Origin of the sequence: Pseudoduganella sp. R-32 (assembly GCF_049913245.1) — a bacterium.
Classification (GTDB): Bacteria; Pseudomonadota; Gammaproteobacteria; order Burkholderiales; family Burkholderiaceae_D; genus Rugamonas.
Map to the genome: position 1 here is coordinate 4587068 of NZ_CP183987.1, position 24548 is coordinate 4611615.

General features: G+C 63.1%; 22 protein-coding genes. 12 read left to right on the forward strand and 10 right to left on the reverse strand.

What is annotated here, in order from left to right; genetic code table 11:
• Positions 1 to 2: 2 nt before the first annotated feature.
• Complete coding sequence (locus tag ACN9MU_RS20715; RefSeq protein ID WP_426343396.1) at positions 3 to 692, reverse strand: hypothetical protein; 690 nt, start codon at positions 690 to 692, stop codon at positions 3 to 5.
• A 4-nt stretch (positions 693 to 696) separates the two neighbouring features.
• On the reverse strand, positions 697 to 1311 hold the full coding sequence (locus ACN9MU_RS20720) for a transglycosylase domain-containing protein (protein WP_426343397.1): 615 nt from the start codon (positions 1309 to 1311) through the stop codon (positions 697 to 699).
• 177 nt (positions 1312 to 1488) lie between these two features.
• On the opposite strand from ACN9MU_RS20720, the gene ACN9MU_RS20725 reads away from it, so the two are divergent.
• From ACN9MU_RS20725 to ACN9MU_RS20755, 7 genes are all read left to right on the forward strand, one after another.
• Complete coding sequence (locus tag ACN9MU_RS20725; RefSeq protein ID WP_426162310.1) at positions 1489 to 2730, forward strand: paraquat-inducible protein A; 1242 nt, start codon at positions 1489 to 1491, stop codon at positions 2728 to 2730.
• Positions 2723 to 4360, forward strand: coding sequence for an intermembrane transport protein PqiB (locus tag ACN9MU_RS20730; RefSeq protein ID WP_426343398.1), 1638 nt, complete (start codon positions 2723 to 2725; stop codon positions 4358 to 4360). The genes ACN9MU_RS20725 and ACN9MU_RS20730 overlap by 8 nt, the downstream gene beginning before the upstream one ends.
• The gene (locus tag ACN9MU_RS20735) at positions 4357 to 4956 is read left to right on the forward strand and encodes a PqiC family protein (RefSeq protein WP_426336050.1); all 600 of its coding nucleotides are present in this window, start codon (positions 4357 to 4359) and stop codon (positions 4954 to 4956) included. The genes ACN9MU_RS20730 and ACN9MU_RS20735 overlap by 4 nt, the downstream gene beginning before the upstream one ends.
• Positions 4957 to 5021: 65 nt before the next feature.
• Positions 5022 to 5906 (forward strand): AraC family transcriptional regulator N-terminal domain-containing protein, encoded by an 885-nt coding sequence (locus ACN9MU_RS20740; RefSeq protein WP_426318453.1) that lies wholly within the window; start codon positions 5022 to 5024, stop codon positions 5904 to 5906.
• A gap of 107 nt (positions 5907 to 6013) precedes the next feature.
• Positions 6014 to 6472 carry a (2Fe-2S)-binding protein gene (locus ACN9MU_RS20745; RefSeq protein ID WP_426162314.1) on the forward strand — a complete coding sequence of 153 codons (459 nt, stop codon included), beginning with the start codon at positions 6014 to 6016 and terminating at the stop codon, positions 6470 to 6472.
• Positions 6469 to 8664: a molybdopterin cofactor-binding domain-containing protein gene (locus ACN9MU_RS20750; RefSeq protein WP_426343399.1), complete on the forward strand. Its 2196-nt coding sequence runs from the start codon at positions 6469 to 6471 to the stop codon at positions 8662 to 8664. Before ACN9MU_RS20745 ends, ACN9MU_RS20750 begins: the two co-directional genes overlap by 4 nt.
• Positions 8664 to 9662 (forward strand): XdhC family protein, encoded by a 999-nt coding sequence (locus tag ACN9MU_RS20755; protein ID WP_426343400.1) that lies wholly within the window; start codon positions 8664 to 8666, stop codon positions 9660 to 9662. Before ACN9MU_RS20750 ends, ACN9MU_RS20755 begins: the two co-directional genes overlap by 1 nt.
• On the opposite strand, the gene ACN9MU_RS20760 is transcribed toward ACN9MU_RS20755, so the two are convergent.
• Both ACN9MU_RS20760 and ACN9MU_RS20765 read right to left on the reverse strand, forming a co-directional pair.
• Positions 9615 to 10484 (reverse strand): acyl-CoA desaturase, encoded by an 870-nt coding sequence (locus tag ACN9MU_RS20760; RefSeq protein WP_426343401.1) that lies wholly within the window; start codon positions 10482 to 10484, stop codon positions 9615 to 9617. The genes ACN9MU_RS20755 and ACN9MU_RS20760 overlap by 48 nt on opposite strands.
• Positions 10485 to 10550: 66 nt before the next feature.
• Positions 10551 to 11471, reverse strand: coding sequence for a LysR family transcriptional regulator (locus ACN9MU_RS20765; protein ID WP_426162318.1), 921 nt, complete (start codon positions 11469 to 11471; stop codon positions 10551 to 10553).
• A gap of 112 nt (positions 11472 to 11583) precedes the next feature.
• Between ACN9MU_RS20765 and ACN9MU_RS20770 the strand changes: the two genes are divergently transcribed.
• Positions 11584 to 12819 carry an MFS transporter gene (locus ACN9MU_RS20770; RefSeq protein ID WP_426343402.1) on the forward strand — a complete coding sequence of 412 codons (1236 nt, stop codon included), beginning with the start codon at positions 11584 to 11586 and terminating at the stop codon, positions 12817 to 12819.
• Here ACN9MU_RS20770 and ACN9MU_RS20775 read toward each other — a convergent pair.
• The gene (locus ACN9MU_RS20775) at positions 12788 to 13417 is read right to left on the reverse strand and encodes a LysE family translocator (RefSeq protein WP_426343403.1); all 630 of its coding nucleotides are present in this window, start codon (positions 13415 to 13417) and stop codon (positions 12788 to 12790) included. The two genes, ACN9MU_RS20770 and ACN9MU_RS20775, sit on opposite strands and share 32 nt — an antisense overlap.
• A 78-nt stretch (positions 13418 to 13495) precedes the next feature.
• Here ACN9MU_RS20775 and ACN9MU_RS20780 point away from each other — a divergent pair, with 78 nt between their 5' ends.
• A complete protein-coding gene (locus ACN9MU_RS20780) occupies positions 13496 to 14407 on the forward strand; it encodes a LysR family transcriptional regulator (RefSeq protein ID WP_426162322.1) in 912 nt (303 codons plus the stop codon).
• Here the strand turns inward: ACN9MU_RS20780 and ACN9MU_RS20785 are convergent.
• Positions 14388 to 14639 (reverse strand): hypothetical protein, encoded by a 252-nt coding sequence (locus ACN9MU_RS20785; protein WP_426162323.1) that lies wholly within the window; start codon positions 14637 to 14639, stop codon positions 14388 to 14390. The two genes, ACN9MU_RS20780 and ACN9MU_RS20785, sit on opposite strands and share 20 nt — an antisense overlap.
• A gap of 766 nt (positions 14640 to 15405) precedes the next feature.
• Positions 15406 to 15834, reverse strand: a complete 429-nt coding sequence (locus ACN9MU_RS20790; RefSeq protein WP_426162324.1) for a PACE efflux transporter — start codon at positions 15832 to 15834, stop codon at positions 15406 to 15408.
• Between the two features lie 124 nt (positions 15835 to 15958).
• Between ACN9MU_RS20790 and ACN9MU_RS20795 the strand changes: the two genes are divergently transcribed.
• On the forward strand, positions 15959 to 16846 hold the full coding sequence (locus ACN9MU_RS20795) for a LysR family transcriptional regulator (protein WP_426318457.1): 888 nt from the start codon (positions 15959 to 15961) through the stop codon (positions 16844 to 16846).
• A 40-nt stretch (positions 16847 to 16886) separates the two neighbouring features.
• On the opposite strand, the gene ACN9MU_RS20800 is transcribed toward ACN9MU_RS20795, so the two are convergent.
• Complete coding sequence (locus tag ACN9MU_RS20800) at positions 16887 to 17888, reverse strand: YeiH family protein (RefSeq protein ID WP_426162326.1); 1002 nt, start codon at positions 17886 to 17888, stop codon at positions 16887 to 16889.
• Between the two features lie 102 nt (positions 17889 to 17990).
• Here ACN9MU_RS20800 and ACN9MU_RS20805 point away from each other — a divergent pair, with 102 nt between their 5' ends.
• Both ACN9MU_RS20805 and ACN9MU_RS20810 read left to right on the forward strand, forming a co-directional pair.
• Positions 17991 to 18890 carry a LysR substrate-binding domain-containing protein gene (locus ACN9MU_RS20805; protein WP_426162327.1) on the forward strand — a complete coding sequence of 300 codons (900 nt, stop codon included), beginning with the start codon at positions 17991 to 17993 and terminating at the stop codon, positions 18888 to 18890.
• Between the two features lie 70 nt (positions 18891 to 18960).
• Positions 18961 to 19392 carry a VirK family protein gene (locus ACN9MU_RS20810; RefSeq protein ID WP_426318458.1) on the forward strand — a complete coding sequence of 144 codons (432 nt, stop codon included), beginning with the start codon at positions 18961 to 18963 and terminating at the stop codon, positions 19390 to 19392.
• Positions 19393 to 19443: 51 nt separating this feature from the next.
• Here the strand turns inward: ACN9MU_RS20810 and ACN9MU_RS20815 are convergent, their stop codons facing one another.
• Both ACN9MU_RS20815 and ACN9MU_RS20820 read right to left on the reverse strand, forming a co-directional pair.
• A complete protein-coding gene (locus tag ACN9MU_RS20815; protein WP_426318459.1) occupies positions 19444 to 20085 on the reverse strand; it encodes an outer membrane beta-barrel protein in 642 nt (213 codons plus the stop codon).
• A 148-nt stretch (positions 20086 to 20233) separates the two neighbouring features.
• Positions 20234 to 24499, reverse strand: a complete 4266-nt coding sequence (locus ACN9MU_RS20820) for a hypothetical protein (RefSeq protein WP_426318460.1) — start codon at positions 24497 to 24499, stop codon at positions 20234 to 20236.
• Positions 24500 to 24548: the final 49 nt, after the last annotated feature.

Genomic DNA, 24548 nt, shown 5'->3' on the forward strand with positions numbered 1-24548 from the left:
ACCTAGCCCGGTGCCTTGAACGGCATGTCTTTCATGGGTGGGCACTTCTTGCGAGGTGCCCAGTCCCACCAGCCATGGTTCTTAACGAGTTTCATTTTCCATTGACGCTTCTGGTCCGAAGCGCAGGTCGCGGTTGCAACCAGTTCGCCATTGGGCATCCAGGTCGGCATGCCGAGGTCGACGTACCGGGACCTTTTATCGGGGTCCGAAATGAAGTTGTAGCCAGACCAGGACATCTCGCCGTTCACGGCATATACGGCCCACGCGTCGCCACCGAGCCCGCCCCCGTGTGAAGCGGCGAGATAGGCGCGGCGGTCTTCCGAGAACAGGACACTGGTCCCGCCTTCCGTGACAGCGCCGGTCTGTTCGTTAATCAGCTTGCCGGTGAATTCGTAGGCATCTTCGACATTGACCAGGACGAAGCCTTCCTTGCGGTCGCAAAAGTAGTAGTGGACGCCGTCCATCGGCTCGTCATAAGGCGGTTCGTCCTTGAACGATTGAACGCCCGCCTTGGTGCTGACCTTCAGCAGGTGCGCGCCTTTGCGCACCACCACGCCCGCGCCAAGCTTGCTGATGCGCGCTTGATCGCTTCCCGTACGGCTCGCGCATTCCAGTTCCAGGGGAGCTGCGTGCAGCGTGGTGCCGGCAAGCGCCAGCGAAGCGAGGAAGATCGATCGGGCGAGTTTTTTCATTGGTCTATTGATTCCGGAGCTGAACGTTCACCTGCATCAGGCGCTGGACAAACTGTGCAGGATTCCTGACCGGGTGGTACAGGTTAGGCGCCTTGATCATGGCAACCAGGCCCACGAATTCCTGCTCCGAAAGCCGGTCCAGTGGCTTGCCGTAGTAGCTGAGGGCCGCCGCGCCGAAGCCGCGCACCTGCCTGCCCTCCTGGGTGCCCATATAGACCAGGGCCGAATAGGCGGCGAGCTGCTGGGGCTTGCCCAGCTTGCGGTCCAGCACCAGAGCCATCACGTCGCGCCCGATATCGATCTTTTTGCAGCAATCGAAGACGCCGCGGTAAAAGCGCTGGAACGCGCCTGTGGCGCCGTCAAACTGCGCCTCTCCGAGGTACACGCTGCGTGCCAGCGAAGACGTGATGGTCGCCAGTCCCTGCCCGGCAAGGACGCTCAGGCCCGAATGATGGTAAAAGTCCGGGTCTTCGACCTGCAGCAGGATCTCCACCTGGCGCGGCGACAGCGGCACGGCGGATGCCTGCGGCAGGTTCTGGACGGCCGCTGGAAAAGCCGCCCAGGCCCAGGCTGCCGCAACGGCGAGGTAGCCGGCCAGCGCAAGCAGCAATGCCAGCAAAGCCCTTTGTGCTAGTCGTGCTAATCGTGCCAGTTTCAATGCGTGTCCCGGTTCGTCTTTCGAATGGCCGCAGACTGTAGCCGAACTCGGGACCCGAAAGTCTATCGAATAGTCACAGTGCCGGCTTTCATGGCAAATGTCGTATCATGCTGGCATATTTCAGTTCCCGCCCAACGAGTGCATCGATACGACCTGATTAGCTGCCATGACTGCGGCGTGCTGCATCGCCGGCGCCCGGTGCGCCCGCGCGAAAAAGCGCGCTGCGTGCGCTGCCGCTCGATCATGTATCGGGGCATACATTCCGACGCCAGCCGCATGGCGGCCATCATCCTGACCGCCCTGATCGTGTATGTCATCGCCCAGTGCTTCCCGATCGTTGAACTGGAGGTGAACGGCAATGTCTCGCGCGCCACGCTGCTGGGAGCCATCGTGGTGCTGTGGCAGGGGCATATGCCGCTGGTAGCCGCGGCGGTCTTCCTGTTTACCATCCTGCTGCCGGCGGTCGAACTGCTGTCGCTGCTGCACGTCACGCTGTCGCTGGCGGGCGGCCACAAGCCAAAACTGTTCAATGTCCTGCTGTATGCCGTCCACCTGGCGCGGCGCTGGGGCATGACGGAAGTGCTGATGATCGGCATCCTCATCACCATCGTCAAGATGACCAGCCTGGCCACGGTGGTGCTGGAGCCGGGCCTGTTCGCGTTTGCCGCGCTGACGCTGATGCTCGCCATCGTGGTGTCGTTCGACCCCAAGATGCTGTGGAACCTGGGCGACGCCCTGGCGCCGCAGCCGGACGTTCCTCCGCCCGTTCCCCAGGCAGCGTTGGCATGCCACGTGTGCGGGCTGGTGTCGGCAGACAGCGGGACACGGCGGCAGGACTGCCCGCGCTGCCACGCGCGCCTGCACCACCGCCATCCGGACAGCCTGGGCCGCACCTGGGCCCTGCTGATTGCCGCCGCCATCCTGTACGTTCCTGCCAACCTGCTGCCCGTGATGTACACCCATTCCCTGTTCGGCCTGGAGGACGACACCATCATCAGCGGCGTGCTGTATTTCTGGGACAGCGGTTCGCCCGCCCTGGCCGCGATCATCTTCGTCGCCAGCATCCTGGTACCGCTGCTGAAGCTGGCCGCCCTGTCGCTGCTGGCATGGACTGCACAGCGCCGTTCGCGCTGGCGGCCGCTACAGCGCACCAGGCTTTACCGCATGGTGGAATTCGTAGGACGCTGGTCGATGCTGGACATCTTCGTCATCACCCTGACCGTGGCCCTGGTACGCTTCCAGACGCTCGCCACCATCACCGCCGGCCCCGGGGCCCTGGCGTTTTGTGCCGTCGTGGTGCTGACCATGCTGGCATCGATGCAATTCGACCCGCGCCTGATCTGGGATCCCGTCCCGCCCAATGGAGAACAACATGCCTGAACACGACGGCGCCCCAGCCAATACCGCCGGTGCTCCCCTGCCCCAGCCCCAGGTCGACAGGGCCAGCCACTGGCTGCCTTCGCTGGTATGGCTGCTGCCCCTGCTTGCGGCGCTGGTCGGTATCGGCCTGGTGGCCAAGTCCTACTTCGACGAAGGGCCGACCGTGGTGGTCAGCTTCCGCAGCGGCGAAGGACTCGAAGCCGGCAAGACCAAGGTGAAATACAAGGACGTGGACGTCGGCCAGGTGCGCGCGATTTCCCTGTCGCCGGACCTGAGCAAGGTGCTGGTCACCATCGACATGAACAAGGATGCGCGCCGCTTCACCGCGGCCGATACCCGCTTCTGGGTGGTCAAGCCGCGCATCGGCGTGAGCGGCGTCTCGGGCCTCGGCACGCTGCTGTCAGGCGCCTATATCGGAGTCGACGCCGGCAAGTCGAAGGACAGCAGCCACGAATTCACGGGCCTGGAAAAAGTGCCGCAAGTGGCGGGCGACCAGAAAGGCACGCACTACACGCTGCACGGCGAGTCGCTCGGTTCGATCGACGCCGGCTCTCCAGTCTTTTATCGCCGCATCCCGGTCGGCCAGGTGATCAGCTATGAGCTGGAAAACAACGGCCAGGGGGTTGCCATCCGGGTCTTCGTCAACGCGCCTTACGACCAGTACGTGGGCAAGAGCACGCGCTGGTGGCATGCCAGCGGCGTCGACCTGCAGCTCGACTCGGGCGGGTTCAAGCTGAATACGCAATCGGTGGCGGCCATGCTGGTTGGCGGCATCGGCTTCGAATCGGTCACCGGCCGCAAGCCCGACACCGTGGCCGCCGCGGGCACCGAATTCCCGCTCGCGGCCGACCAGGCCCGCGCGATGCGCGAGCAGGATGGCGCACCGATCACCACCGTGTTCTACTTCAACCAGTCGCTGCGCGGGCTCTCGCCCGGCGCGCCGGTGGACTTCCGCGGCATCGTGCTGGGCGAGGTGCGTTCTGTAGGCGTGGAGTTCGACCCGGTCAAGAAGGACTTCCGCATGCCCGTCACGGTGGACATGTATCCGGGCCGCCTGGGCCGCCGCTTCCAGGAGACGGTCACCGACGAGAAGGACCGCAACGCCGGCCCGCTGGTGCTCGAGCGCATGGTCAGCCACGGCTTGCGCGGCCAACTGCGCACGGGCAACCTGCTGACCGGCCAGCTGTATATTGCGCTGGACTTCTTCCCCAACGCGGCGCAGGTCAAGCTGGACATGAACGCCTACCCGGTCGAAGTGCCGACCGTGCCGAATGCGCTGGACGAGCTGCAGGCGCAGATCGCCAGCATCGCGCGCAAGCTGGACAAGGTGCCGTTCGACCAGATCGGCAACAACCTGCGCGACTCCCTGAAGAGCGCCGACAACCTGTTCAGGAAGGTCGATTCTCAGCTCGTGCCGGAACTGCAGTCCACGCTGGGCGAGGCGCGCCAGACCTTCGGCGCGGCGCAGCAGGTGCTGCAGCAGGATTCGCCGGTGCAGTCCGACCTGCGTTCAGCCTTGCAGCAACTGACGCAAACCCTGCAATCGCTCAATGAACTGTCGGATTACCTGCAGCGCCATCCGGAAGCGCTGATCCGCGCCAAACCCCAGCCTGCGAAGGAGAACAAATGATGCGCTGGCAATCTCTGTCAGGCGGCGTAGTGCTTGCCTTGTCGCTGGCCGGCTGCGCAAGCCCGCCGCCGGAACGCTTCTATAGCCTCAGCAACGGCATGGCCCCTGCCGCCAGCGTGCCCAATCCGGGCTACTACATCGAGGTGCAGAATGTGACTGTGCCGCAGCAGGTGTCGCGCAGCCAGCTGGTGGTGACTTCCGGCGAAGGGCGCGTCGACCTGCTGGAGCAGGAGCGCTGGTCCTCGCCGCCGGCAGCGGAGATCGGGCAGGCCCTGTCACTGGCCATTTCAGGCGAACTTGGCGCCATCGATGTGTTCCGCACCCCGCAGCCGGAAAAGGCCACGGTCTACCGCATCAACACCAATGTGCAGCGCTTTGAATCGGCGCCAGGCAACTATGCGCTGCTGGACGCCGTATGGAGCGTGCGCGTGGCGGGCAGCGCGCAAGTGCTGGCCTGCCGCAGCACCGCCCGTGAAGAAGTGGGCGCCGGCTATGACGCGCTGGTGATGGGCCACCGCCGCGCGATAGCCCGGGTGGCGGCGGATATCGCGAAAGCCGTGCGCAGCCAGGCGGCCGGCAAAGGCGTTTGCCCTTGACCGTTTTCTGCGCGTGGGAAATCCTGGCTCATGAACAAACCGGGCCGTGATGTTATGCTAGCCGCATGAAAACCCTGGCTGAAGCTGTCGCACAATGGACCGAGGACGCGGAAGACTACCAGTCCCCCATTGCCAACCTGTACCTGTACCGCCGCAATGAGCCGACTCCGCCGAACGTCTGCCTGGTAGAACCCAGCATCGTGATGGTCGCGCAAGGCGCCAAGCAACTGGTCATCGGCGAGCAATGCTACCGCTACGATGCACAGCGCTTCATGGTGACCGCGCTGAACCTCCCCGGCAGCTCGCAAGTACTGGAAGCGACTCCGGAGCAGCCTTGCCTTGGCCTGGTCTACAAGCTTGACCTGCGCACCATCACCGAATTGTCCACGCACAGCAGGCTGCCCCTGGCGGCCGACGTTTCCAGCCAGGGCGTGGCGGCCATCGGCAGCCTGACGCCCGCGCTGGCGGATCCTTTCCGGCGCCTGATCGCCTTGCTGGACGAGCCGGAGTCCCTGTCGGTGCTGGCGCCGCTGGTCGAGCGCGAGATCCACTACCGGCTGCTGCTCAGCGACCAGTCCGCACGCCTGCGCCAGATTGCCTCCACCGGCAGCCAGGGTTTCCGCATTGCGCGCGCACTCGACTGGCTGCGCGTGCATTACGCCCAGCCGCTGCGCCTGGACGAACTGGCGGCACACGTGAAAATGAGCACGTCCAACCTGCACCTGCATTTCCGCCAGCTGACTGCGATGAGCCCTTTGCAGTACCAGAAATGGCTGCGCCTGAACGAAGCGCGGCGCCTGATGCTGAACGAACACCTGGATGCCGCCAGCGCCGCGTTCAGGGTCGGCTACGAAAGCCCTTCGCAGTTCAGCCGCGAGTACAGCCGCCTGTTCGGCGCCCCGCCCAAGCGCGATATCGACAGCATGCGGCGCGAAGCCGCTGCTGCCTGAAGCGCCAAAGAGGATCAGGCAAGAAATCGGTGGGATTGTGCTATCAGTAGCGAAAATCCGCTCCCTAGAATGCAAGCTTGCATTTCCACATGAGCGGAGAGTACGGAATGATCACACTGAATATCAATGGCACGACGACACGCGTTGACGTCGCCGCCGACACCCCATTGCTATGGGTGCTGCGCGACAAGCTGCAGCTGACCGGCACCAAGTACGGCTGCGGCATGGGCCTGTGCGGCGCCTGCACGGCGCACCTGGACGGCACGCCGATCCGCTCCTGCAGCACGCCCGTTTCGGCCGCTGTCGGGAAAAAAATCGTCACCATCGAAGGCGTCGACCGCGCGCGCATCGGCAAGGTGGTGCAGGAAGCCTGGAAAAAGCTGGACGTGGTGCAGTGCGGCTACTGCCAGTCCGGCCAGATCATGAGCGCTGTCGCCCTGCTGGAAGGCAATCGCAAGCCATCGAACGCTGACATCGACGCAGCCATGGCCGGCAACATCTGCCGCTGCGCCACCTACGTGCGCATCCGCGCCGCCATCCACGAAGCCGCACAGGAGCTGGCATGAACATCACTTCCCCTCGCATTGAAAATGGCAGCCGCCGCGACTTCCTGCGCAGCGCAGTGCAGGCTGCCGCCGGCCTGACGCTGGCAATCTACCTGCCCGGCACGCAAGCCGCAACCGCTGCCGCCGCAGCACCGGAATTCGAACCAAACGCCTTTGTCCGCATTGGCACGGACGGCACGGTCACCGTCATCGCCAAGCACGTTGAAATGGGCCAGGGCGCCTACACCGGCCTTGCCACGCTGGTCGCGGAAGAACTTGACGCAGCCTGGTCGCAGGTGCGCGTGGAAGGCGCGCCTGCTGACGCGCGCCGCTACAACAACCTGGCATTCGGACCGGTCCAGGGCACGGGCGGCAGTACCGCCATGGCCAACTCCTGGGAACAGATGCGCAAAGCCGGCGCCAGCGCGCGTGCCATGCTGGTATCGGCCGCCGCCGCGCAATGGAAAGTCCCTGCCGGCGAGATCCGCGTCAGCGAAGGCATCGTCAGCCACGGCGCGCGCAAGGCCGGCTTCGGCGAATTGGCGCCCGCCGCGGCACTGTTGCCGGTGCCGGCCGATGTGCCGCTGAAATCACCGGAAAACTTCAAGCTGATCGGCAAGCATGCGCCGCGCAAGGACAGCGCGGACAAGGTCAATGGCCGCGCCCAATTCACCCAGGACGTGCACCTGCCCGGCATGTTGACCGCCGTAGTCGCCCGCCCGCCGCGCTTTGGCGCCACGGTCAGGTCATTTGACGCGCGCAAGGCAAAGGCCGTCAATGGCGTGGTCGACGTGGTGCAGATCCCGACCGGCGTGGCAGTGCTGGCGCACGATACCTGGAGCGCAAAGAAAGGCCGCGACGCGCTCAGGATCGACTGGGATGAGTCCCGTGCCTTCAAATTGGACAGCGAGGAAATTCTCGCGCAGTTCCGCGCGCTGGCGCAGCAGCCTGGCCTGGTGGCCCACAGTTCCGGCGACGCCGAGGCTGCCCTCTCCCGCCCGGGCCGCGTGCTGCGCGCCGCCTATGACTTCCCCTATCTCGCACATGCGGCGATGGAGCCCTTGAACTGCGTCGTGCGCATCGGCGAAGGAGAGTGCGAGTTGTGGTACGGCGCCCAGTTCCAGTCCATCGACCAGCCTTCGGTCGCCGCCCTGCTTGGCCTGCCGCCGGAAAAAGTGAAGATCAACATGCTCTACGCCGGCGGCAGCTTCGGCCGCCGCGCCAGCAAGGACGCGGACTACGTGCTGGAGGCGGTGCAGATCGCCAAGGCCAGCAAGTCCCGCGCACCGATCAAGATGGTCTGGATGCGCGAAGACGATATGCGAGCCGGCTACTACCGCCCTGCCTTCCACCATGCACTGGAAGCATCGCTGGGTGAAGATGGCCGCCCGACGGCCTGGCGCCACCGCCTGGTCGGCCAGTCGATCATCGCCGGCACGGCATTCGCCGGCATGATGATCAAGGACGGCGTTGATGCGGTGTCCGTCGAGGGTGCGGCCAATCTTCCGTATGGCATCCCGGCCTTGCGCGTCGAGCTGCACACGCCGACCAATATTGGCGTGCCGGTGCTCTGGTGGCGCTCGGTCGGCTCGACCCACACCGCTTACTCCACCGAGACCTTTATCGACGAACTGGCCAGCAGCGCGGGGCAGGACCCGGTTGCCTATCGCCTGGCGCTGCTCGGCAAGCATCCTCGCCACGCGGGCGTGCTGAAACTCGCCGCGGAAAAGGCCGGCTGGGGCCAGCCGCTGCCGGCCGGTGCGGCCGGTACCCGGCGCGGGCGCGGCATCGCCGTTCATGAGTCCTTCGGCAGCTTCGTTGCCGAAGTGGCTGAAGTGACAGTGAATGCCGATGGCAGCTTCAGTGTCGACCGCGTGGTGTGCGCCGTGGACTGCGGCATGGTCGTCAATCCCGACGTGGTGCGCGCGCAGGCCGAAGGCGGCGTCGGCTTCGCGCTGTCGGGGGCGCTGCATGGCGCCATCACGCTGAAGGGCGGCGTGGTGGAACAGTCCAACTTCCACGACTACGCGCCAATCCGGATCAACGAAATGCCCAAGGTGGAAGTGCACATCGTCCCTTCGGCCGAGAAGCCGACCGGCATCGGTGAACCGGGCGTGCCGCCGCTGGCGCCTGCCCTGGCGAACGCGCTGGCCGCGGCAACCGGCAAACGGGTGCGCAGCCTGCCGATCCGCACAGAGGAGCTGAAGGCCTGATGGAGAGTGTTGACCTGCAGGTGCTGGAAGCCGCCCGCCGCTGGGCGGCTGAAGGGCGGCGCTACGCATTGATCACCGTGGCGCATACCTGGGGCTCGGCGCCCCGTCCCGCCGGCTCCTGGCTGGCGATACGCGACGACGGCATAGCGGTCGGTTCGGTATCGGGTGGCTGCGTCGAGGACGACATCATCGCGCGCATGCGCGAGGGCCGCCTTTGGGACAGCCTGCCGTTCAGCCTTGACTACGGCGTCACGCAGGACGAGGCAGCGCGCTTTGGCCTGCCTTGCGGCGGCGCGCTGCAGCTGGTGGTCGAACCGCAGCCGGATGCTGCGCAGCTGGACGAACTGGCCCGGCGCCTGGAGCGCGGCGAACTGGCTTTGCGCGAAGTGGACCTGGCGCGCGGCGCCACCAGCCTGGCTGATGCGCGGCGCGGCGACGTCTTGAGCTGGGATGGCCAGCGGCTGCGCACCGTCCATGGCCCGCAATGGCGGCTGTTCATCGTCGGCGCCGGCCAGATTTCCTACTACCTTGCCCAGATGGCGCAGGCACTGGACTACGACATCACGATATGCGAACCGCGCGACGAGTACGGCGCCGAATGGCGTGTGGCGGGCACCAGGCTGCTCACCGCCATGCCCGATGACGCCTTCCTGTCCATGCAGGCGGACTCGCGCTGCGCCGTCGTCGCGCTGACGCACGACCCGAAGCTGGACGACATGCTGCTACTGGAAGCCCTGCGTTCGCCCGCCTTCTATGTCGGTGCGGTCGGCTCCCGCACGAATGACGCCAAACGGCGCGAACGGCTGTCGCGCCACTTCGACTTTTCGCCGGAAGAACTGGCAAGGCTGCACGGGCCTATCGGCCTGCCCATCGGCAGCCATACGCCGCCCGAAATCGCCGTCGCCATCGTGGCGGAGATGACCGCCGTGCGCCACGGCGCGCCGATTGCCTTATCGAAGGTGCCAAACCAGCCCAAGCTTCTCGAACCCGCGAATTAGCCATCCGCCAGCATCGAGATGCTTCGGCTCGTTCATCGCAGAAGCAGGACGCCAGTGATGGTGGCTGTGCAAGCCCTCGCCCAGCAGGAGCAAGGCAAAGAAAATATTGTCGCGCGCCTCGCTGTCGCTGCCGGCCACCTTCTGGCCAAACAGATGGCCGAAGGAATTGACCGACCAGGTCAACTGGTGCAGCAAGGCGACCCTTGCAGCACCAGCCCAGAAGACGCACCTGGCCATCTCGCCTTCGCCGCCAAGCAAATATCCGAAGGCTCCAGGCAGGACCAGGCCCAGGGCGACGATCGGCCAGTAGTACCTGGACAGGACGGCGATGCTGCGGTCGGCAAGGCAGTCAGGGGCATAGCGCCCCGGCTGCGACACGCGCCCGTAAATCATCCATCCCATATGCGCATGAAACCAGCCGTGCAGGCGATTCGGAATCGGGCCGCGGTCGGAATACCATGGCGAATGGGGATCGAATTGTTTGTCGGCGAAACGATGGTGGCGCCGATGATCGGCTACCCAGCGCGTGATATCGCCCTGCATCGCCCAGGTCCCGAGCACGCCCAGGCAGACCTTGATGAAGCCACTGGTCTTGAAGGCATGGTGCGTGAAGTAGCGATGCATGCCGATGGCGACGCCTACCACGGTCATGGCGAAGAAGACGGCAAAGACCAGCAAGGTCGTGGCGGTTGGCGCCAACTGCTTTTCGCTGCCAGACGCAATCGCCACCATCAACAGCCAGGGCAGGCAGATGGACGCCAGGTTCAGCACCCGGTTATCCCAGTTCTCTCTTGAGTCTTGCGAGATATACGGATCCTTCATCGCCGATGCTCGAATTATTTTAACAACAATATACTATTATCAATCTTCCTCTACCGCAACAATGGCTCACGCGGCTGCGCGCTGCAGGTCCGGCTCGGCCTCGAACAAGGCCTCCAGCCAGCGCGCGAATACCTGCAGCTTGGGCGACGCCATGCGGCCCTGGGGATAGACCAATGAAACAGGCATCGGAGTCGGCGGCGTGTCGTGCAACACCTGCACCAGCGCGCCGCTGGCGAGGTGGCTGCGGACAAGGTAGGTAGCCGTCTGCACCAGGCCAAGCCCCTGCAGGCCGAGCGTGACATAGCCTTCCGCATCGTTTGTCGCGAGGGCGCCGGCCATATCGATCTTGCGCACGCCGCCAGCATCGTTGAAGGCCCAGTCGAAGGCACGGCCGGTACGGCCTGAGTAGTGCAGGATCGCCGTGTGCTGCGCCAGTTCCTCCAGCGATCGCGGCACGCCGCGCGCGGCGAGATAAGAAGGAGCCGCGCAGGTCACGAAGCGCATGGTGCCGATCTGGCGCCCGATCAGGGCTGAGTCCTGCAGTTCGCCCACGCGCAGGGCGCAATCGACGCCTTCACGGACCAGGTCTGTCAGCCGGTCGCTGAGCGTGAGTACCAGCTCGACGCCGGGATAGGCACGACAGAATTCCCCCAGCTGCGGCAAGACCACATTGCGCCCTACCGCGCCGCCCAGCTCCACGCGCAGCCTGCCCTGCGGCGCGGCGCCATCGCTGGTTCGATATGGCGCTTCAGCTTCGTCCACCGCCGCGAGAATCGCCAGGCAATGCCGGAAGTAGGCCGCGCCGTCGCTGGTCAGCGAAAGCGTGCGTGTGGTTCGCTGCAGCAATTGCGTGCCGAGATAGGCTTCCAGCTTCTGGATGGTTGCCGTCAGCGCGGCGCGCGGCAAGTCGAGCGTTTCAGCCGCCTTGGTGTAGCTGTTTGATTCAACGATGCGGACGAAGGTTTGCATGGCTTTCAAGCGGTCCATGGCACTCCAATTGTTCATTTAATGTGAAAAGTATAGGCTATTTGTTGGACAATTATCTTTGCGGCCGCATCCCGCAGAATGGCTCCAGTCTTTCCACTACTGGAGTTTCAACATGAAGAACGATATTTCACGCAGCGTGGTGGCCCTGCTGGCCGGCGCCAGCGGACTGATAGTCGCCAGCCTGTATTACGCACAAACCCTGGTCGGCCCTATCAGCGCAGCGACCGGACTGCCGCCCGCAGCGGCGGGCCTGATCGTGACTCTGACCCAGGCCGGCTATGCGCTTGGCCTGCTGTTCGTGGTCCCCCTTGGCGACCTGCTGGAAAACCGCAAACTGGTGTTTTGCGCCCTGCTCTTCGCAGCTGCAGCTCTCGCCGCAGCGGCCGCGAGTCACAACGCCGCGCAGTTCCTTGCCGCCTCGCTGGCCATCGGACTCGGTTCGGTAGCCGCCCAGGTGCTGGTCCCCTTCGCCGCCCACCTGTCGCAAGAATCGACGCGAGGGCAGACTGTGGGCAAGGTGGTAAGCGGACTGCTGCTGGGGATCATGCTGGCCCGGCCTGTGGCGAGCCTCATTGCCGATCACGCCAGCTGGCGCGCAGTGTTCGCCCTTGCATCCGTGCTGGTCGCGATGCTGGCCTTCGTACTGCGTGCCAGGCTGCCGCAACGCGTTCCGGACGCAACGCTTTCCTACGGCCGCCTGATTGGATCGCTGTGGCACCTGTTCCGCGACACGCCCGTGCTGCGCCGCCGCGCCGCTTATCACGCTGGCCTGTTCGGCGCCTTCAGCATGTTCTGGACGGTCGTGCCGCTGGTGCTGGAAGGCGAACGCTTCCAACTGTCACAGGCAGGCATTGCCTTGTTCGCGCTGGTCGGCATGGCAGGTGCAGTGGCATCGCCTGTCGCCGGGAAGCTGGCGGACCAGGGTTATACGCTGCCTGCGACAGCTGCGGCGCTCCTGCTCGGGATTCTCGGCTTTGCGCTGCCCCTGTGGATGCCCGATTCGCGCGCCATTGCGATCGGCATGCTGGTCATCGCCTCCATCGTGCTCGACATGGGAGTGGCCGCCAACCTTGTGCTCGGGCAGCGCGCCCTGTTTGCCCTGGGCGCCGAAGTACGCAGCCGCTTGAATGGCATCTATTTCGCGCTATTCTTCGCAGGCGGCGCCCTGGGCTCGGCGACCGGCGCCTGGGTGCTGGCAAGCTACGGCTGGCGCGCCGCCCTGTTGACGGGCATCGCCTTCCCGGCCGCTGCACTGCTTTATTGGATTTCGGAAGCGCTGGCATCGCGCGCTGCGCCACGCCAGCCCTTGGCAGCTATCATTCGAAAGCCAGGAGGATCGCAAGGCTGATGAACAACACGGCAGTGCCGCGCTGCAGGATCGCCATCCGTGGACCGGACATGATCCGTGAGCCTGCCGTGGCAGCCAGCAGCACATAGCTCAGGTGCGCGACCAGGGTACACGCAACAAAGGTCAGGCTAAGCAACAGGAAGCGCGCCAACTCTATCTCGCCCGGCGGCATAAATTGCGGGAACACTGCGGCAAAGAACAGGATCGCCTTGGGGTTGCTGCAAGCGACCAGCATGCCGCGCCGGAACACCGCGCCGCGGCTGCTGCCTTCTGGCGCGCTTGCCAGGGCCGCCGCCCCAACCTGCCCCGCATTGCGCCATTGCTTGACGCCCAGCCAGGCGAGATAAGCGGCACCGCCCAGCTTCAGGGCGGAAAAAGCCGCAGGCCAGGCCTTGAACAAGACGCCCATGCCGCCGACGGCCACGCAAGCGACCAGGAATACCCCGACGGCGTTGCCGGCGGAGCTGTACGCGGTTCGGCGTGCGCCCAAGGTCAGTGTGGTGGAAACCGCCAACAGCACGGCAGGGCCTGGGCTGAAGGTGGCGGCAAGAGCCATGGCGAGGAACGCCAGCCAAAGGGAGAAAGTCATGGTTGTCATGCCGCCAGTATCCTTCCTGCAGCCGGGATTAAAAATACCGTAAAATTAACAACATCTTTAACTCATGATTAACAATGCATGGACAAGATGCGCAGCATGGAGGTTTTTGTCCGCGTGGTGGATGCCGGCAGCTTCAGTGCCGCAGCCCGAACCCTCGACATGTCGACCGTCATGGTCAGCAAGCACATTGCCGCCCTGGAACAACTGGTCGGTGCGCGCCTGCTGCACCGGACCACGCGCAGCCAAAGCCTTAGCGAGATCGGCCAGCAATACGCCGAGCAATGCCGGCATATCCTGCAGCTGGTGCACGCGGCGGAGAGCGGCGCCCTCGCCATGCGCACGGTCCCGCGCGGTACGCTGAAGATCAGCGCGCCGGCGGCGTTCGGCAGCCGCTGCCTGGCCCCGGCCATGGCGGAATACCTGGAAACCTATCCTGAGGTCAACCTCGAGCTCGACCTCTCCAACCGTTTGTCCGACCTGGTGGAAGAAGGCCTCGATGCCGCGATCCGCATCGGCCCCTTGAAGGACTCCACCCTGGTGGCCCGGCCGCTGACGTCTTTGCAGATGATGGTCTGCGCCGCACCAGCCTACCTGGCGCGCCATGGCACGCCCCGCACGCCCGGCGAACTGTCGCAGCACCGCTGCCTGGACTTCTCCCACTGGCGCCATGATGCGCGCTGGCGTCTCGGTCAGCTCGGTACGGAAGAAAGCACCTCCCCCCATTGCCGCATGCGCTCGAACAATGGCGAAGCTTTGCGCCTGGCGGCAGTCGCAGGCCTGGGCCTGGTGATGCAGGCCGACGCCGTCCTGGCCGACGAAATTGCCGCCGGCCGGCTGGTGCCTATCCTGCGCGCTTACTGGCCGACGCCACGCCCGATGCACCTGATCTATCCGCGCGACCGGCAGTCGACGCCCAAGCTGGCCAGCTTTGTGGAGTTCGTGGTGCAGCGCTTTGGCGCGGCAGCGCCCCTCAGAGAAAAGGCCAGCTAAGGATGCCTTTGGCGTGCAGTACCGGGCGCAGCACCAGGTATCCCACCGCCAAGCCGATTGCCAGCACGCTGCGCGCATCGCCCATGGCAGCGAGGAACACACCGCCAACGGTAATGGCGGCCACCAGCACCATCAGCCAGACTTCAATACTGGCGAAGAAAGGCGCAGCCCGACGCCACGTGGCCATCATCAGCTTGAATGCTTCGCGGGGAGTCTTGACTGGCTTTTGCATGAAATTCCACCAACTGTGCCAATTGCACAAAAATCGAGGCCGCAAATGAAAAATCCCCGCCAAGGCGAGGATTCTTCATTCTTTTGGAGGCGAGGGCCGGAATCGAACCGGCGTCCACGGCTTTGCAGGCCGTCGCACGCTTTTAAAATCAAGCACTTACAACGCTGCTACCCTACTGGCTACCGTACTGCCTATTTAAGCGGCAATTATAGCATCCCCTTCCCCTCGATACCTTGCCGCCGGGCAACCTACTTCGATCCCACCACAGTGCCACCTGCGACCGGCTTAGTCTCGGTCCCTTGCTTAACTTTGCAATAGCCCGCGATAGAACTGGTGTTCCATGAGCGATCTCCATTGCATCGAATCCGGCCCAGGTTGAACCTAACCGCCGCGCGCGCGCAAACCGCGCCACAATGTCAGCGGCACTAATGCATTCTTCCCCAGGCAAGATTTTCCGCATCTTTTCCATTGTCATCGGTAGTAGTTGATTCAGTAGCGACGCTGGGCCACGAACCCGCCAGCAGTCCTCCAACATCGCGGAACCCCGGGGCCTCTGCGTGCCCCGCGCCACATTGAATAATCGCGCGCAGCGGTCTGGTCTTTCCAGCAGTCCGCCTCGATGCATTCGAGGCCCTGCACGATACGCAAGGGACTGCCGTAGAACGGACGCTCGTCGCGCATCAGTATCGCGATGAGGCTTTCGCCAGAGCCATGGACATCGCCCCGCCCGCAGCCATGCCGGAGAACATCACCGTGCCGCCATAGCTCACGCAGATGTTCCCCGCTGAGTCGGCGCGCCGAAGAGCGCATCGAAGGTCCAATTGAACAGGAATGTGTAGCCCGGGATAACAACCATTAGCGCAAAATCGAGCTGGACCGCCTGCCATAGCGTAATCGCCATCCACCAGGCAATCAACGGAATCAGGTAGAGCATCAGGGTAAGTTGGAATCCCACAGCATGTAGCACGCGACGCCATACCGTGCGCGCCAGTTGTGCCTGGCATGCCTCCCATCGCTCGAATAACAGGTTGTAGGCCATATTCCAAGCGACTGCAATCAAGCTGATCATCAGCGACAAAGGCCCTGTATGAATGGGTGCGCCCCCCGACAGCCAAGCCAGCCCCAGACCGGATATCAGCATGCCGAGCAATTCGTAAGAAGTCGCATAGACCAGTTTCCGTTTGATACCTTGCATTTTTACTCTCGCTTTCTGTAGTCATGTGAAGGCAGCACGGTCGCTCTGCCTTGCAGCAAAGATACGTCAGTCATACTGACACTCAAAGTCAGCATCTTTCAGTTTTTCTGATAAGCTGTCGGATATGAACCTGACGAGCGATCACGTTGAACTATTGCTGGCCGTCCTCGAGCACGGCTCGTTCTCTGCCGCGGCGCGGGCGCTTCGGCGTGTCCCCTCCGCGGTCAGCATGGCAGTCGGCAACCTGGAAGCCGAATTGGGATTCGAGCTGTTCCAGCGCGGCCAGCGCGAATTGCGTCCGACGGCCGCCGCCCTGGCGCTGGTGCCCCAGGCGAAGCTGGTGCACAACCAGCTGAGGCAGTTGCGCACGCACGCCGTCGCCTTGGCGCGCGGCCTCGAAAGCACGCTGTCGATCGGAGTCGCCGCCGATCTGGACAGCAATTCCCTGATGGCGGCCATGTCCGTGCTGGCGCGACGATATCCTTTGCTTGATATAGAAGTGATGCAAGCGCCGCAGGACGAGGTGCTCGCCTTGTTGCGCCGTGGCCGCGTCGCCGTCTGCCTTGCGTACGGTGGCCCCGACGTCAAAGCGGACGAGCAATTCCTGTGGGTGGGAAGCGAATCGCTGGTGGCGACCATCTCCCCCCATCACAGCTTGGCGGGCTCAGTCTTCTTGCAGGAGTTGGTCAACGTGCGGCAAATCATTGTCGCCGCCTGTGAGCAGCCGATGACCGACAAGCGCCCTTTGCTGGCAGCGGCATATTGGCGCACCGATAGCCTGCCCCTGGCCCTGCAAATGGTCGAGTTGGGGCTTGGCTGGGGCAACTTTCCTTTGTCCCGCATCACCCGTTTGCTGGAACAAGGCCGGCTGACGCGGCTGCACTTCAAAAATACCCGCAACGAATTGCTGCTGCCGGTGCATCTGGTCTGGCGCAGCGCCACGCCGCTGGGCAAAGCGGCGCGCGAATTGATTGAACTCATGGAGCGGCCGGTTCCCGAAATGCGAGATTAATTGGCAGGCCATTTCCTCGGGAACCGGCCATGGCAGCGCATCAGATGCCTAAAATACGGATCAACAGGAAGCTTACGACCCCAAGCGCGGCGAGCGAGACCACCACCACTCCAGCAACGCGCGGACCTGCGCGCATCACGGAGCGCACATCGACGCCAAGTCCCAGCGCTGCCATCGACATGATGGTCAGGAAGTTCGCGGTATGGTGAGCCGGGGCGAGCAGCAGTTGCGGCAGCAGGTCCAGCGAGCGCATCGTCAGCATCACCAGGAAACCCACGATAAACCATGGCACCAGGTGATTCAAGCTCGGGCGGCCTTTCGCCTGGCCGAGGCCAAACAGCGACAGGACCACGCAAACCGGACCAAGCATCAGCACGCGCACCAGTTTCACCAGCGTTCCGATGTGCACGCAAGCCGGGGAAATGCAGTTGGTAGCGGCCAGCACCTGGGGCACAGCGTAGACCGTGAGTCCAGCAAAAACCCCGTATTGGACTGCAGTGAAGGATAGCAGAGACACAAAGAGCGGCAAACCGAGTACCACCACCACGCCCAGGACCGCGGTGAATGCAATGGAAGCCGCGACATCATTGCTGTCGGCATCGATGACCGGCGCCACGGCCGCGATTGCCGAATTGCCGCAGATTGAATTGCCACACGCGATCAGCAGGGCCATCTTGTTTGGCAAGCCGGCGCAGCGGCCAATCCCATAACTGGCCACGATTGCGATCACGACCACCCCCGCGATGCCGGCGATCAGCCACGGGCCGTATTCCAGCAGATTGCTGGCGCTGACTGCCGCCCCGAGCAGGACGACGGCAATCTCCAGCAGCAATTTGGCGCCAACCCGGATGCCCGCTTCGTAGCGCTGGTGGAAGCGATGCAGCGAGCGCACCGCAGTGCCGATCACGATCGCCAGCACCAGGCTTTCCAGCCAGGCGCGCCCGAAGATCCTGGCCTCCATCCATTCGGTCAGATAGGCGGCTAACGTCACCGCGCCACATAGGCCAAGGCCAGGGATGGCCGACAATACTTTATTACGCATACATACCTCCGTTCGTGACAAAAACAATGAGGCGATTGTCAGCTTTCCCATTCATTCGATCCATCTTATAATTTCTCATATTTCATTCATCTAAATTAAACAATGACCCTTGAGCAGCTCCGTGTCTTTGTTGCCGTCGCAGAGCGCCAGCACCTGACCCACGCCGCATCGGCACTGTCCTTGACGCCGTCCGCCGTCAGTTCGTCCATCAAGGCGCTGGAGGAACGCTTCGGCGTTGCGCTCTTCCATCGGGTCGGCCGCGGCATCGAAATCAGCGACGCCGGCAAGACATTCCTGGACGAGGCGAGGCGCGTTCTGGCTAGCAGCCGCGCGGCGGAATCGGTGCTTGCGGAGCTGGGTGGCTTACGGCGCGGCTCATTGACCATCCATGCCAGCCAGACCATCGCCAATTACTGGCTGCCGCCGCTGCTGGTGCGCTTCCAGGACCTGCATCCTTCCATCGAGCTCCGGGTTGATCTGGGCAATACCGAACAGGTAACTCGTGCGGTCGTGCAAGGCAGCGCCGACATTGGCTTGATCGAAGGCGCCCTGCAAGAAGAAAACCTGCAATGCCGCGTGGTGGCCGAGGACCGGATGGTCGTCGTCGTGCGGCCCGACCATCCCTGGGCATCTGGTCAGAAGCTCACGGCTGCCGTCTTGCGCACCGGGCACTGGGTCTTGCGCGAGGCCGGTTCCGGCACGCGCTCCGAATTCGAGGCCGCACTGAAAGTTATCGGTGCCCGCCGTCTCGCCTTGCGCATTGCCCTTGAATTGCCGTCGAACGAAGCCGTGCGCAGCGCAGTACTTGCCGGTCCCTATGCCGCAGCCATGTCGGAACTGGTCGCCGCGCCGTACCTGCGCGCTGGCCTGCTGGCCAGTGCGAACCTGGATCTGCCGGTACGCAGCTTCTCCCTGTTGCGGCATCCGGCCCGGCTGCGGAATCCCGCCGCCACTGCCTTCGAAGAAATCCTGCTGCAAAAGCAGGACTGGTCCGGGAAGTAATGCCTTTACCCCGGACGGCTCAGCACGCTGGTTAGAGTGCGCCTTTTCACCCATGGAAAGGCAAAGCACAATGAAGAAATTTCTGGCAGGTTTCTCCCTGATCCTGCTGTCCACGACAGCAGGAGCTGCTGAATTACCGGGCTACGGTGACGTGGTTGAGGCCCTGATGCACGGGCGAAGCGTGGCGCTGACAATGGATCTTGCGCAATGCGTCGATAATCTCGGTGCCAAGGGCCCAGACCGCCGTGCAGGGCTGGCCATCGGCAGTTTCATGCTACCCGGCTCATATCTGGCCTTTTCCGACACGCACTTTACTTTGTCCCCCATCGGCAGCCCTGCCACCGAGTTCATGCGCTACCGCCTCAACAACGATGGCAGCCTGACTCTGGACGTAACCGTCTTGGGAATGCCGGACTACCACCCGGTAAGGCAAATGAACTATCGATGCACAATTGGCGCCGGCGCCCGTTTCTGGACGGCAGATAGCCCTGCGAAGCGATGACCGAAAAAAAGCCGGGATACCTCCCGGCTTTTTTGTGCGGCAACGCGGAAATCAGAAGCTTACGCGCACGCCCACCGACATCATGTCTGCTCGGACCTTGCCACCAAAGTGCTTCTTGTACGATGCCTTGCCGAAGTAGTCATACTCCGCCAGCAGCGCGACATTCTTGGTCAGGTTATAGGAAGCGCCGACGCCAACCATTGGAGAGAGGCGAGTCGATTTCTCCTTGGTAATGCTGGTCTCCTTGGCCGGCTGTGGCTGACCTTCCGCAACCTCTGCCACCGGCTCGCTGATCCCCAGCACGGTGGTGTTGTGGCGGGTGACAGCGGCGCCGCCTTTGGCAAACACGGCGAAGTCGGCGCTCAGCGGCATGCGTGCGGTGGCGGCCGCATAGATAGCCGTATTATCCATCGTCAGCGAGCCATCGTTCGACTTCAGGAACTCGGCTTTGCCGAAGCTGACCACGCCTGCTTCAACACCCCAGTTCTGGTCCAGCTGGTAGCCACCGTGCAGGTTGAATGCACGATGCTTTTGCACGGTCTTGACGGAGTTGATAGACAACTGCTGGTGAGCATTGCCGATCGAACCGCCGATGTAGGCGTGGCCGGACTCATCATTCGTATCGGCGGCGTGGGCCAGGGAAGCGAGCGTGCCGACGGCACCGATCATTACAGCGATAACTTGTTTCTTCATGTTTAATCTCTTTGCGGTTTATTCGAGAAATGGATACTGCGGAAGCGCGTCTGCTTGAATGGCGACTTCGGGGAGAAGTGTATCCATCAGGAATCACGGCCGAGCACCCCCTGCACATTTCTAGGACGATGTTACGTCTAGGTTATTTTTAACTACGCCAATCCCGAAATTTCATGGGCATCGGGTCAGCCGCGGTGCGACTGCTGGCCTGGATATGGCTCGCCGATGTTTCGCTTGGGTGCAGGGCCGACGCCAAGGTCCGTACTGGCGTCGGCCAGGGAGCTTGCGCATCTGGCCGCCATGCGACCGCGCCAAGCTCGGATTGCGGCACTGCCGGCGCATTGTCATGCAAGTGCTGGGCAATCGCGCCCAGGTCGACCTGGTGTACCTCGGCCGGCGCCTGTGCCACCGTCGCGCCGGGTGTGGCGCTGTCGGGCGCCGTTGTCGAAGGCGGACGCATAAAGGCCGCAAATGGGGGGCCGTCGGTCGCAACCTGCTCGTGGTAAAAGGCGTGGCGTGCGAGCGGTGCAGGGCGCGTCGGCGCAGCTTGCGGCACTGCATCGGCACTGTTCGTTGCCGTTCCCGCCCGCGGCGCCTGCAGGCGGTCGGCATGGTTCCGATCAGCCGCTTCCAGCGCCCGGGTCACCAAGTCCGCTTGCTGCGCCGCCGCTGCCTTCTGCTGCACCTCGCGTTCACACGCATCGGCGTAGGCTTCCTCACGCCAAGCCTCTATCGCCGCAGCATCATATGCTAGCCGCTCGGCATTTTTCTGTTCGATCATCGCAGGCGCAGCGTCATTCATTTCTTGTACAAACGCGCCCAGTACGCCAAACATCGCGTCCGGCGGCTCTTCGCGCCTGCCCGGTTGCAGCGCTGCTGTCTCGGAGGCAATACACCACTGCTGTTGGGCAAGCCAATCCTGCAAGATATCGCGGCGCTTCGGAGCATTCAGTATCGCGCATTCCAGAGCACCGGCCACTTTTTGCCGCAACAGCAGCCGCGCCTCATTCGCAGTTGGCCTGACATCAAAGTCCACCGTCAACATGCCTAGGCGGGCCGCCAGTTCATCCACGTTGGCAGCATCGAATTCAGCCAGCACCCGCGGCGTCAACATGCGCTCCGACTCCAAGTTCTGGATGGTGGCAAAAACGCGCTGGCCAGATTCCCAAGACGCTTCCATCAGCAGCCTGATCGCTTCCACATCGGCCACATCGGGCCGCGGCAGGCTGGGCCCCGGCGCCAGCGGAGCCGGCCTGCGCGCAATCATCCCAGCGGGCTGAGGCGGTGGCGCTGCGCGCAGGCGCTTTGCCGCGAGCCAGCCCTCGATCCGCGCCGAATAAGGTGGTCTTCGACCGACTTCATCGTGACGCCGCAGAAGGCGGTTGCCAAAATCGGCACGGCTGGCGTCACCGAGTCTGCGGCTGTTGATCAGTTTGACAGCCACGATCTCCTGGTGCTCCGGGTGCATTTGAGCGACCAGCCGGTCCAGCAGGCTGCCCATGCGCGCAGCGGCGTTGTCCAGTTCCCGCCTGACGTCCCGATCCTTGTCCTTGAGTTCCTTCACGGCACTGTACAAGATGGGAGGCGCAAGGTCGTCGGCCGATAGGACGTCGCGCTCGCGCAGTGTTGCGATGGCGTCCGCCCGCGACAACACGTTCTCGGCCGATGGCTTGACATATTCTTGTGTCAGCTGGACAGCATAGCGCGCCGCCAATCGGCTCAGCTGTTTCCGGAACTCCGGCGCATCCGACAATTCGCGCAGACGCACCAATAGTGCGGTGTAGCCGGAGCGCAATGGCGCGTCTCCTTCACTATCGAGCACATCGAGAATGCCTTGCGCGGCTTGCGCTGAACTCACGCGGGCCGCCAGTTGGCCCAACAAGCGTGGCATCCCCTCGTAAAACGTGCCCGGGGCAACATTCTGCAAATACCCCAACAAATCCCCGGGCAGAACCTCGTTCCGCGCCATAGCTCGGCCCAGTGCATCGAAGATTCGGCCCGTCGCGTAGGAACCGCGTACCGTTTCGAGCAATCGGCTACGCTCCAGTATCTCCAGCAAGGCGCCGCCTTCCATACGCGCCAGACGGTCCAGGTAAAGCAACAGTGATCGCGGCATATCTTCCACGCCGCGCAGTGAACTGACCTGGCCTGCGGTCAGAGCGCGCATCGACCGTGCCAATCGCAGCGCATCCTTAACCCGGTCGCGCTGCAACTTGGCCGCATTTGATGCCGCACGGCTGGGTGCAGTGAAACGATCCATGAACTCAGCCAAATTCGTACTTGTGCCATCCGGGGATCGCCCCACCTCAAGGGCAGACAGCCTGGCCAACATTTCATCATCCAACGTCAGCACATCCACTACGGGGCCGTCATCCTTTCCGATTTCGACCGCATACGTGGACTGATTTCTGGCCAAATGCCTCGCGAGTCCATCACGAAGAGCTTCCTCGCCTGAGAATGCCACAGCACCCAGATTGGGGTCGAAGAGAAGATATTGCCGCTTTCCTCCCGCGCCGTCACGGCCCATCAGTGCCATCACATGCGTTCCCGTCATTAACAGGACGGCGGTAGATCCTGCTCCCACGCCCATATCTTCGACTACCTGGTCCAACGCCACCGCGCGCCCTTGAAATTCGCCGAATTCCACCGCACTAAACACTGTCTCGAGCGCCAATCTGAACCCGGAAAATTCAATATCCTGAATGGTTACAGCGAAGTTACGCTCAGTTCTTGCGGCAATGGCATGCGACAATGCTAGGACACCGCTTTCCTGACTTTCCTTGTAAGCCATTGCAAACATGGTTGATGTCGGCAAACAATTGCCCTGATCAAAGCCAGCAGAGCGCATGAATTGCGCTTGACACATACCAAACTCGCCGCGGGCGGGATCTGCCGCTCCTTCCAAAGCGAGGGTTTTGCGCCACTTTCCATACCTCCTCTCGACTCGTTTGGCAGTCCGATCAACTCGGTCCTGCAATAAGGCGGTCATGACGCCGATTTGACGCGCGTCATCCATACTCACGGCGAGGCGCGCCAGATCCCCAGTGGAGAGAGTCGCCAGCCACTCATCTTCCGCCCCATCCCATCTAAGACGCTCGGCAGGCTTTCCCGTACCCAATACGCCAAGCCAATACTCTCGCACTTCCTCTGGCGAAGCATTGGCGCTCTTCTGGAGTTCCCTATTGTCCCGGAAGTATCGCTGTGTAGAGTCATACAGCTCTGCCTGGGCGTAATCCAGATAGGGATTGCGTTCCAATAAGCTAATCCACTGCCGCATGAATGAACGGTCCCGGAGCCCGGCTTCGTCCAGCGTGTGGCCATCGAAATTCTCAAGATAATACTGTTGCAACCGTCTCACCGCCTCAGCCCTGCGTCTTAGCGCATCTCCCACTGCTTCTAAGGGTCGGTAGATTGCTTCGGTGGGCACTGCCCAGGCAATCGCATCTGCAGTCACTTGCGCAGCAGCACTCTGGTCGGCGGCCAAAACCCAGTCGCGCAGCTCTCGACGGCTCAGTTGCCTGTCACTGTCGTTAGCTTCGCTGACCGCACGCCGGTAGGCGTACGCTTCTTGTAATGCGCTCAGGTTCTCACCAATAGTCTCCCATCGGACCCTCCCCTGAGGTTCAGGCGTGATAACGGCGTCGCTGGTCCCGGCTTGCTGGGATAGCAGAATAAAGAGCGGTTCTCCCTCCGCTTGCCGCGCATCGTTCGGCACGCCGGCGTCCGCATCGCCTACCCTGCGATAAGAAGCGTAGCGCCAGCCAGGCGCTATCGTGTCGGAAATCGAACCGATTCCAGGACCGATGTTTGCAGTCGCCAAAGCCTCGTGGTTGACGAAATCTGCTACACGCTTCAGCCGGACCGCCGTGTATTCGGCCTCGTCAGGCGCTGGTCCAATTTGCAGCGTCAGCCGTGCGACGCCCTCATCCGGTTCGCCAAGCTGCCATTTCTCCACAGGACTGTCTTCCGCCAACAGCAAGGGGGCGACTGCGTCGAACGCCTCCGGCAGCTGGCGCGGGTCGATGCTGAAACGGATTTCCTCACCGAGATTGCCAACTCGCCCACCGCCGCGCGTCACCGTCAGGATCATTCCCGGCACGGCTTCGTCGAAACGGAAGCCGGCCGGCTCCTCCTTATAACCGCGGCGCGCCACGTCAAAACTCTGCACCTGGTTCTGCAAACGGAACTCGCTTTCTCGCAGAGTACGCATCTCCTTTTGCAACATGGACGACCGATCAGACAAGGATCGACTGGAAGCTTGCTGATCCGCGCGCTGCGCGAGAGGCCCGCTGGCGTCTGGCGGCCAAGCCGGCGGTGGGGTGTTGGGCGAATTCGATACTGAGCTAGGCATGGCGTGGTTTCTTGAGGCTCCGTATTTGTTAGTGCGGCCTGAGCGCCGTCCGGTTCGCGGCATGCCAACCTGCAGGCAGCGTCATAAACGCCGAACCAATTCCCACCGCCTT